10 protein-coding genes are annotated in these 9,419 nt (G+C 59.0%); 3 read left to right on the top strand and 7 right to left on the bottom strand.

The window, feature by feature from the left end:
* Window positions 1–171: 171 nt before the first annotated feature.
* Together ADT71_RS12600 and ADT71_RS12595 are read left to right on the top strand one after the other, a co-directional pair.
* Complete coding sequence (locus ADT71_RS12600; protein WP_054437299.1) at window positions 172–891, top strand: hypothetical protein; 720 nt, start codon at window positions 172–174, stop codon at window positions 889–891.
* A 93-nt stretch (window positions 892–984) separates the two neighbouring features.
* On the top strand, window positions 985–2,250 hold the full coding sequence (locus tag ADT71_RS12595; protein WP_054437298.1) for a hypothetical protein: 1,266 nt from the start codon (window positions 985–987) through the stop codon (window positions 2,248–2,250).
* 366 nt (window positions 2,251–2,616) lie between these two features.
* Here the strand turns inward: ADT71_RS12595 and ADT71_RS12590 are convergent, their stop codons facing one another.
* On the bottom strand, window positions 2,617–3,294 hold the full coding sequence (locus tag ADT71_RS12590) for a hypothetical protein (protein ID WP_054437296.1): 678 nt from the start codon (window positions 3,292–3,294) through the stop codon (window positions 2,617–2,619).
* Window positions 3,295–3,471: 177 nt separating this feature from the next.
* Between ADT71_RS12590 and ADT71_RS30310 the strand changes: the two genes are divergently transcribed.
* A protein-coding gene (locus ADT71_RS30310) for an IS5 family transposase (RefSeq protein WP_132469820.1) occupies window positions 3,472–4,232 on the top strand; the annotation gives its coding sequence in 2 pieces (ribosomal slippage) (window positions 3,472–3,796 and window positions 3,796–4,232; 762 coding nt in all).
* On the opposite strand, the gene ADT71_RS35000 is transcribed toward ADT71_RS30310, so the two are convergent.
* The 6 genes from ADT71_RS35000 to ADT71_RS12560 are packed head-to-tail and all read right to left on the bottom strand — an operon-like array spanning window position 4,163 to window position 9,418.
* Window positions 4,163–5,029, bottom strand: a complete 867-nt coding sequence (locus tag ADT71_RS35000; RefSeq protein ID WP_255351639.1) for a PepSY domain-containing protein — start codon at window positions 5,027–5,029, stop codon at window positions 4,163–4,165. The two genes, ADT71_RS30310 and ADT71_RS35000, sit on opposite strands and share 70 nt — an antisense overlap.
* The gene (locus ADT71_RS34995; RefSeq protein WP_255351638.1) at window positions 5,002–5,583 is read right to left on the bottom strand and encodes a PepSY domain-containing protein; all 582 of its coding nucleotides are present in this window, start codon (window positions 5,581–5,583) and stop codon (window positions 5,002–5,004) included. Before ADT71_RS34995 ends, ADT71_RS35000 begins: the two co-directional genes overlap by 28 nt.
* Before the next feature lie 47 nt (window positions 5,584–5,630).
* Window positions 5,631–6,854 carry a TonB-dependent receptor gene (locus ADT71_RS32110; protein ID WP_231635846.1) on the bottom strand — a complete coding sequence of 408 codons (1,224 nt, stop codon included), beginning with the start codon at window positions 6,852–6,854 and terminating at the stop codon, window positions 5,631–5,633.
* 23 nt (window positions 6,855–6,877) lie between these two features.
* Window positions 6,878–7,798, bottom strand: coding sequence for a TonB-dependent receptor plug domain-containing protein (locus tag ADT71_RS32105; protein ID WP_197283004.1), 921 nt, complete (start codon window positions 7,796–7,798; stop codon window positions 6,878–6,880).
* Complete coding sequence (locus tag ADT71_RS12565) at window positions 7,729–8,886, bottom strand: sensor histidine kinase (protein ID WP_197283003.1); 1,158 nt, start codon at window positions 8,884–8,886, stop codon at window positions 7,729–7,731. The genes ADT71_RS32105 and ADT71_RS12565 overlap by 70 nt, the downstream gene beginning before the upstream one ends.
* Window positions 8,887–8,929: 43 nt before the next feature.
* Entirely contained in the window at window positions 8,930–9,418 is a 489-nt protein-coding gene (locus tag ADT71_RS12560) for a hypothetical protein (RefSeq protein ID WP_156336578.1), read from the bottom strand.
* Window position 9,419: the final 1 nt, after the last annotated feature.

The raw sequence follows: 9,419 nt of genomic DNA, 5'->3' as shown, positions 1-9,419 counted from the left end.
TCGCTACACGATATGACCGCTGCCCCACCGTCTTCTTTTCCGCACTCGCCTTGGCTGCAACTGTCCTCTTCTGGCTCTGATCAGTGAGTCCTGAGCCTAAGGCCATTCGACAGGACGAATACCGAGGAGCTGCAGGGCGTGGCGAAAACATGCCAAGTCCGAAGAGATGGCGTGACCAAGAGCCATATCGTTTTCAACGCGGCGATGCTCGTGCCATTGATCGCGGTCGAGCAGACCTCTCAGGCGGAGCGCCAGGAAGCGATGGGCCTCATTGCCCACGAATGTGGCCATGTCGAAATAAATAAGCACCTGGAAGCAGCGGTTCCTGATGCACGGCTGGGCGCCAATATTGAAGATTTTGAGCGCGCGGTTTTGTTCCAGATCGCAAACGTCATATGGGATGAATATGCAGTATGCCGCCTCACTTGGCGTTTTGCCCCGCTCCAAAGCGGTCAGCATGCTGAAAGCGTGATTGCGGCAACGGCAGGGGCGCGTTCACGGGCAAATGAAAAGATCAAGGCATACCGCCACCATGGGGATCATCTGCGGATACTCAAAGAGGCCGGAAGCGAACTATGTCAGCCGATCAAGATGATTGCATATCTCGTTGGTGGTATGGACGGCGAACAGGCCGACTGGGACGCGTATCCCGGAACGCGCGCTACCGTAGAGGCCGAAGGTTATGGCGAGTTTGCGGACAGGTTGCGACAAGAGTGCCGCGGACTATGGGAGCGCCGCGAACAATGGGATAGCAGTGAAGATGTTCTCGCCCCGCTTCTCGATTTGACGCGTGACATTCTGGGTTCGGGCGGCATCTATCTTCGGCCGGACGAAGCCGGAGAATGGCATCTCGATGTGCCCTTTTCCGCTGAAATGATGCCCGACGCCTGATTGGCCTTCTGGAGAAGCTACGTTCCGGCTCGGCTACAAGCGGGGCTTCGTCATTCAAATTCTGCACATTGTTTCGCTAAAGGGAGGACGCGCGTGAAGATTTTCTGGTCATGGCAGGCAGATACCGATCCAAAGCGGAACCGCTGGTTTATTCAGGAAGCTTTGAAAGCCGCGGTTGCCAAATTGGCCAACGATTATTCGGTGGAACCAGCCGACCGTCCCGAACTCGATCATGACACCCAAAACGAAGCGGGAATGGTCGAAATTACGGCGGCCATATTCGACAAGATCCTGCATTGCGCCACATTTGTTGCGGATCTGACACCGATAGCCCGGACAAGCGCTGGAAAGGCTATTCCTAATCCGAATGTCGCGATTGAGCTCGGCTGGGCTCTTAAAATGCCCGGGTGGCGTCGCATGATAGCGGTGATGAATGTTGCCGACGGTTACTCTGCAGAGGATTTGCCTTTCGATATTCGGCATCGTCGAGCCCTGATTTACTCACTGCCCACTGAGGCGACCAAACCCGACAGGGATAGAGTGCTGCGATCACTGACTGACGCACTGGTCGCAGCACTTCGTACAAATCTCGCAGAACATATCGAGGAAAAGGCGAGTGCAATTGCCCCAACGGGCGTCGATCCACATCCGGATGATCCGTCGATTTGGTACTTTCCTAACAGTATCGCCACCTTCAATGACAGCCTCAGTCCCAACGGTCGGGGCGAATTTCTCATCCCTGAGGGTCCGAGAGCTTACGCTCGTTTCATACCGGGCGGCTGGACGAGAGGATTGCCGCGCGTTTCGGAAATTGAGGCGATCGCGAGCGAGCACGCGGTCCAGCCTCCCCTCACCGGCGTGTCGGAGGGGGATTTCGGGCCCACAGAGGAGGGTTTCATCCGGCTCTGGTATACCGGCCCCCGCAATCAAACGCCTCGGGAAGCCGGAAACCTCGCAATGTATTTTGACCGCACGGGCGAATTCTGGACTACCAGCACCACCGCGATCTACGACGGAAATGGCCGGACGACACTGGGTGTCTCAGGACTTGTCCGTGGCTGGGCTGCCGCACTCGACCGGGCGATGGCCACGTTTGACAGGTTGGGCGCAATGCAAAACCGATCGGTCGAGTTCGGAATTAATGGCCTTGGCGGCGTTCACTGGCCGGGCACTTTCAGCCACGAGGCACCGCCAGCGCGTAAATCGGCTTTTTGGTTTGAGCGAACCAGCACAGACTGGAGCGAAGAGGCCAAGGTCAAGTTTCTGACTGAAATGTATGATGCGTTGCTGGATATCTTTAGCCTTCCAGCGGCCGCGCCCGGTGTGGTCTTCGCGATTGCGCCGAGACCAGAAGCTTGATTTTTAGCGGAGAGCCGAATGCCGTCCACTCGCGAAATCAACGAATATTATACTGTCACCGTCAGCGCCGATGGGCGTCGCCGCGGGGTATATTTTGCAACCGCAGATATTTATCGGAGAGATAATGGCGAGCCGTTCGGTCGATCCTTCCATGGCGAAGGAGAAAGTTTCGACCGGGCGGAGGCAGATGCTCTAAAAAAGGCTCGAGGGGCCTGCCCGCATGTCAAACCCGACGGATGGCGCCCGGCGGGCTGACGCGATCTTACTCAGCTCCATCTCGCCCAACTTCGCTCGTCAGGGGGTGCGCAGAGATGTGCACATGTCCACCTCTCGGCGCTGAAGAATGCACTCGAGTATCTGCGCACTCTAATAGATCTCGTAGTCGGCCAGCCGAATACCTTCGATCCGTGCCTCAGCGTCGAGGCCCGTTTTGGTTTCCAAAACGAGAGTAGCAAGCGTCGGAGAGGGGTAATGCGACCGAAGCTCAATCTCGAATTCGTACTTCGTACCTTCACTGAGCGGAAGCAAGCGATCACGCAGAACAAAGAGGAATGGCTGCGGCGTGATGGGGTCACTGATATCACGAGACAGAAAGGTTATTGTGCGGCGGACTATCGGTCCCTCGGGAACGCGAAACATGCCATCATCGCCGCCGCGTAGCCGTTCATCGATTTCGGTCCAGTGGCCATTCGTTCGGTAGCCAAGGACATGAACACTACAGTCGCGAAGTGCGACGCTATGATCATTTCGAACCCGAATGCGCATCGTCATCTTGTGAGAGGCGGCTTTCCCGGAATGCTTCTCCTGTACGCCGTGTTTTTCAGCTATATCCACCTTTAGAACCGCTTTTGGATAAGGGTAGTCAAACACCTGTCGGTTGCCGCTCTCGAACGCGGCTGGCGGAACAGCCGGCCTGCGCGCGATAGGCTTCTCTCCGCCGTTGGGCGAAACATTCCCGCCCGTTTCCGAAATAATTTGGGCGAGGGGCGATTTCTCCGAAACGTCGGATTTTTCCAAGACGTCGGACTTCTCGACGGCGCCCAACTTCGCCGATCTCTAGTCGGCCGTCACCGCTACTAACCTTCGCCAAGCTGCCATCGGCAAAATCAACTTCCGTCCGGCAAAGGTTTGCCACGTGCTTAGCAAGAGAGCGCCTAGGGTCAGGACCCATTAATTTGAGCAGGCCGCTGTGATTCACGCTCACAGCGAGGAGCCTGAATGATGAGTGATTTGTATTGGCTAACGGACGAGCAGATGGCTCGGCTTAAGCCCTATTTTCCGAAGAGCCACGGCCGCAAGCGGGTTGATGATCGGCGAGTTCTGAGCGGGATCATCTTCGTCAACCGCAATGGGCTGAGGTGGCGAGATGCGCCGAGTGAACATGGCCCGGCGAAGACACTCTACAATCGCTGGAAGCGGTGGAGCGACAAAGGCATCTTCATCCGCATGATGGAGGTCTTGGCGACACCTCAGGCTACCGAGCGCAAGACGATCATGATCGACGCGACCTATCTCAAAGCGCACCGCACGGCGTCCAGCCTTGGGGTAAAAAAGGGGGTCCGGGACGCCTGATCGGCCGCACGAAAGGCGGTATGAACACCAAGCTTCATGCCGTGACCGATGCAAATGGCCGCCCGATCAGCTTCTTTATGACCGCCGGGCAGGTCAGCGATTACACGGGCGCGGCCGCTTTGCTCGACAGTCTGCCCAAAGCGCAATGGATGCTCGCCGACCGGGGCTATGATGCCGACTGGTTCCGCGACGCTTTGCAGGAAAAGGGCATCACGCCCTGCATCCCGGGCCGGAAAATACGGAACAAGACCGTCAAATACGACAAGCGCCGCTACAAACGCCGCAACCGCATCGAGATCATGTTCGGCCGCCTCAAGGACTGGAGGCGGGTCGCCACGCGCTACGATCGGTGCCCGAAGGCCTTCTTCTCCGCCGTCGCCCTCGCCGCAACCGTCATCTTCTGGCTCTGATCAATGAGTCCTGACCCTAGCCAAGACGCGAAACTAGGCAGGCGGGGCATCAGGAGACGTTCGCAGGTCCAAAGCAGGATCAGCGACGCAGCCAGAAGGGGGAGAAGGGCCGCCATAAAGAGGATCGCCGCAGCAACGACTTCAGGCGCGCGAGAACCGGCGGGCGGCGGTGCCCCCAGGGTGTCGATCGGCTTTCGGCGGCGCCACATCAGGAATCCGCTGACTGCAAGAGTGAAGAGGGCTGCGGCGGTAAGAACCCCGATCAACTGATTGATCCATCCGAAGAGCTGGCCCTCGTGCCAGGCGATGCCGACGCCAACGACGCGGTCGATGACATGCTTGTCGGCAAAGCCTGTTCGCGAGACCTCGATGCCGGTTGCCGGGTCAAAACTGACCGATCGAACCTGCGGACGGTTCTGTGATTGGGTGGTTATCGTCCAGACCTGACCGTTTAGCGGTCCGAAAAGGTTTGGCGCGCCCGGAGGCTGGACGATGACTGGGGCGGGCAGATGTTCATTGCGAGCTCGAAGCACAATTGTGTCGAGCGATGCGCGCGGCGTTTCGGCAATCTCCGATGGGTCGAGGCTCGGTCGACGCGCGTCCGGGCGATCGCCCTTGGCAGACGCGGCTTCCTCCATGGCGTCATGATGGTGCACGGCAAGCGGTTCTGCGCCGCCTTTCCACTGCTGCGGTCCCTGAATCCAGCCCATTTCGAACCGCACGGTCTGCAATCCCCGTGCCCAGACGTCGGTCCAAGGGAGGGCAGTCGTCAGGAGGAGGAGAGCGAGACCAGACACCCAAAAGCCGACCACAGCATGAAGGTCCCGCAGCGCGCGCGGCCGCCAAGCGAGAAGCGCGGCCAGACAATGCCCGCCGGACCGCGGCCGCGCGGCCACCAGAGATAAAGACCGGTCAAGATCATCACAATGGTCCAGCTCGCAGCAAGCTCGACAACTATCCTTCCGGCGCGACCCAGGAGCAGGCTGCTATGAACGCTCGATAGCCAAGCCGATATCCGCTCTTCGGGATTACTCGCTCCGAGGACCTTGCCATCGGGACCAACCGCGACATCGCGAATTGATCCATCGATGCGGGCGATATTGACGACCGCCGCATCGCCCGGCGCTTCGGGGAGACGGAAAAAACGGAAGCTCGCTCCGGGATTGGCCGCCAGCGCGGAGGCTAACTGCGCATCGGGGCTCACACTGACCTCTGCCGGGAGACCACGCCATGCGCGCTCCTCCCACCGATCGAGCTGCGGTTTAAAGAGATAGGCCGCGCCCGTCACCGACAGAACAAGAATGAAGGGAAGCACGAACAGCCCGGCGTAGAAATGCCAACGCCAGATCATTCGGTAAAGCGGGACACGATGAGGGTCGGATTTTCTCGCGTCTTGCCTTACCATTGGACCCGCACTCCCGCATGTATCGCGCGCCCGGTTCCAGGGTTGAACAGCTCGTCATCGGCGTTCGCGGTCCCCGCCACGGCGACAGTCGAGATATATTGTTTGTCCGTGAGGTTCCGCCCTTCGACATAGGCCGACCATTTGCCCAGATCGAGCCCGGCCTTGAGATTCAGGAGTGCGTAGCGGTCAACCGTCAGGCTGTTCGCATTGTCGGCATAATATCGCCTCGGCGACCATTCGACATTAGGGCCGGCGTAGAACCCGGACGGATGTTTGTAGAGCATCTCTGCCCGAAGATAATGTTCGGGCACGCCCGGGAGGCGATTATTGCCGTACAATGCGTCGCCATCGAAAAAGAAATCATTGTAAGTGTAGGCGGCCGTGAATGACAGCGCGTCCCCTGTCGTGGACAGGGGCACATCGGCATCGAGCCCCGCTTCGACTCCCTGATGCACGGTTCGGTCGGCGTTGATGATGCTGCAAGCGCTGAACGGACCGGTCGTGAGACATTGCAGCTCGTTCCTGATCTCGGCGCGGTAGAGAGCGACGTCCCAGCCGATGCCGCCGCCGCGACCGCGCGTTCCGATTTCATAAGTCGTAGCGCGCTGCGCCGCCAGGTTCGTCGATGGCGTCGCAAAGATGTTGGCATCGTAACTTGCTATCTCGGCGCTGCGCGAGACGTTGGCAAAGAACTGTATGTCGGAAGCCGCATCCCAAAGGATCCCGAAGCGCGGGCTCCAGAGGTCATGATTACGCTGACCCGACTGATTGCCGTCAAGGAGGAACCGGTCGTGCCGGTTGCGGCTCGCATGGAGATATTGGACCCCTGCGATCAAAGCGAGGCCCGGCGTCACGAACAGCGAGTCTTCCGCGTAGAGCGAGAGGTTTCTGGATTTGTCGGCCATCGAGGCGGCCAGCGCGCCCTTCACGGCGCCCGGAAGATTTACGAATTGTTCGGTGTCGATCGTGCCGTTCTGAATATTCGTACCGACGATCAGCCGGTTCCGGAACCCATCGAATGAGCGGTCATCTACCGCCCGAATGAATGCACCATAGTCGTCGACGGTGAAGTCCAGCCATTGAAAGATCGGATGCTTTACGTGCCTGTTGTTGTAAAAAGCGCCCAGATCGATCGTGGTTTCGCCGAAATGGAAGCTCGTTCGGTTGGCGACGCGGACTGAGTCGACATTGCGCTGCTGGTCTTGCGCAACCCAGATCGAATTCGCCGAACGCGGCGACGTCAGTGCCTCGGCCTTGCTGACCTCGCCCGGAATGCGCTGCTTCGTCGCGGCGGCATAAACATAGAAGCGCGTTTGGATGTTGGGCGCGATCCGATACCCGATATTGAGATTGCGCGCAAGGCGTTCCCGCCAGAGTGATCGCGATAGCCGTCGATCGATTGTGCCGAGGCGGTCACGAAATAATCGAGTGGGCCAGACACCCCACCGCCGCTCGCCTGGCCTTTCACATATCCGAAGCTGCCGACGTCGATGCGGCCGGCCAGCCGTGCCGCGTCTTCCCCGGTCGGGGTAACGAGGTTGATCGCGCCGCCGAGGGCGTTCGATCCATAGCGTAGTGCATTGGCACCCTTGAACACCTCTACGTAAGAATAAGCGCTGGGATCAATCTCGAAGAAATCGAGCAAGCCGTCGGAGGTGTTGAGCGGGATGCCGTCGAAATACATGGCCAGGCCGCGCGTGCCATAAGCGCGTGACAGGCCTGAGCCGCGGATCGAAACGCGTGCGTCATCGCCCATTCGTGTCTGGGAAATGACCCCCGGTACGTAAGCGAGAATATCCTTGATCGTCTGGACCGGCGTGTTCTTGAAGCGCGTGTCGGCAATGACCTCCACCGCGCCCGGCGTACGTTCGATCGACACTCTTGCGTCTACGGCATCCGGCGTGATGAGGCGCTGCCCCGTCACGACAATCGAAGGTTCGACGCGTTCCTCGGCTTGGGCGGCCGACGCGAGACAAATGATCGCCGTGCTGGTCGCCAGAATTCGGGTCCGCGCCGTCACGCCGCCGGGGATACCAAACACTCCGTTCTGCCGCCGCGGTCCGACGCAGGAAGCTTCGCAATTCAGGCTCATCAAACCGCTGCCGCTGTCGCCGCTTCCAGATCCATCGGGCTTGCTGCCGGAAGCCAGATCCTGAAACACGCGCCGCCTTCGGGCCGGTTGGAAGCCGCTATGTCCCCGCCGTGAGCGGTGATGATCGACTGGCAAATCGCCAGTCCGACGCCGATACCTTCATCCTTCGTCGTGAAAAAACCTTCGAATACGCGATCGATATCCTCTTCGGGGATGCCTGGGCCATTGTCGTAAATCGTAAGCGAAACGGTGGTATCCGGGCGGAGCTCGGTTTCGACAAAGATTTTTCCCGCATTGGGGATGGCTTGAATGCTGTTCACCAGAAGATTGACGATGACCTGCTGAAGCTGGACCCGGTCTCCCATGACAACAGGAAGGGGAGTGGACGTCAGAGTGAGTTCGATCGCGCGTGTCTCGATGTCATGTCCGACGAACAGCATTGCTTCCTCGACGATATCGTTAAGATCCAGAGAGATCCGGTCGGGCATGTGTTTTGCGGCTGTGCCGCGAATGCGTTGCACAATTTCGCTCGCATGATGCGCGCTGGCCGCGACCCGTGCCGTTAGTTGTCCGATCTTCTCGAGGTTCGGTTCGTCTCGCGACAACCAGCGCAGACTGGTTTCAGCATTAGTCGCGATAGCCGACAAGGGCTGGTTGACCTCATGGGCGATGGACGTCGCAAGCTGTCCCAGCGTCAGGATTCGCGCGGCGCGCGCGAACTCGGCTTGCAGTTGCCGAAGCTGATATTCGGTGCTTCTCTGATCCGTGAGATCTTCCAAGCAGATCAGCGTCACATCGAGACGCTCGGGCGGTGCAGGATACGTGATGGTGATCCTTACGTCGAGGAGGCGGCCGTCCAGCGTCCTCATTTTCATGACTTCAGCGTAGGTGCGCTGCCCTTTGAAGCGCGCGATCATGACCCGGCGGGCCGTCTCGGGAGAGGCCGCAAACACCTTGGCGACGGGTCCGGTCAAGGCTGCGGCGTCATCGGCGCCGAACAACGCCACAGCCGCCTGATTGGCTTTTGTTATACGCACGCTGGCGTTTGCGAAATCAATGAGATCGGCATGTAAATCGAGATGTGGACCGAGATCGGCGATCCCTTCCAGCTTCAGCTCCGAAAATACCCCTCCTATTTCTCGGGCATCGACCTGCAACAGCGGAATCGGTAAATACTGGATAAGCTTGCGATATCTCTCTTCACTCGCCCGAACCGACCATAATGACGTCATCTTCCAGGCGCCCGATGACCGATAGAAAAATACTGGGCCGGCCTTCTGTATCCGTACGTCGAGCGGTCAGGATGCTCCCTTCCAAGATCAGCGAGGTGATCGGACGCTCGAGCATGAGGCCCGGCGAGGGGGCGTTTATCAATTCGAGGATGATCTCGGCAAGGTCGTAGCGGCTATCCACTGGCCAGCAGGTTGCGACAGCTTGGCCGATCATCGCCTCCCGGCCGCCAAAGCTGCCCAGCATGTGGACGGCCTGCTCGTTTACGTGGATAATCCGCGCCCCTTCGAGCAAGGCTTCCGCCCAGTTGGAATCCCGATCGGCGGCGTCGCTTGCGGGTCCGGCAAATTCCATCAATGCCGTTATGTCGAGGTCCCAATGGGCCACGCTTCTTGAAGGAACAAGGCGCCGACTTGTCGGCGATCGTTCGGAGGTGCTCGGAGAGGGCGCTTCGTTCATG

Source organism: Novosphingobium sp. ST904 (assembly GCF_001298105.1).
Classification (GTDB): Bacteria; Pseudomonadota; Alphaproteobacteria; order Sphingomonadales; family Sphingomonadaceae; genus Novosphingobium.
The sequence above is the reverse complement of the archived record's forward strand: the minus strand, read 5'-3'. Positions and strand labels throughout refer to the sequence as shown.

Coding starts and splice junctions, on each gene's coding strand:
- ADT71_RS34995 (WP_255351638.1), bottom strand. CDS start 5,583: ATGATCTGGCGTTGGCATTTCTACGCCGGGCTGTTCGTGCTTCCCTTC.
- ADT71_RS12560 (WP_156336578.1), bottom strand. CDS start 9,418: ATGAACGAAGCGCCCTCTCCGAGCACCTCCGAACGATCGCCGACAAGT.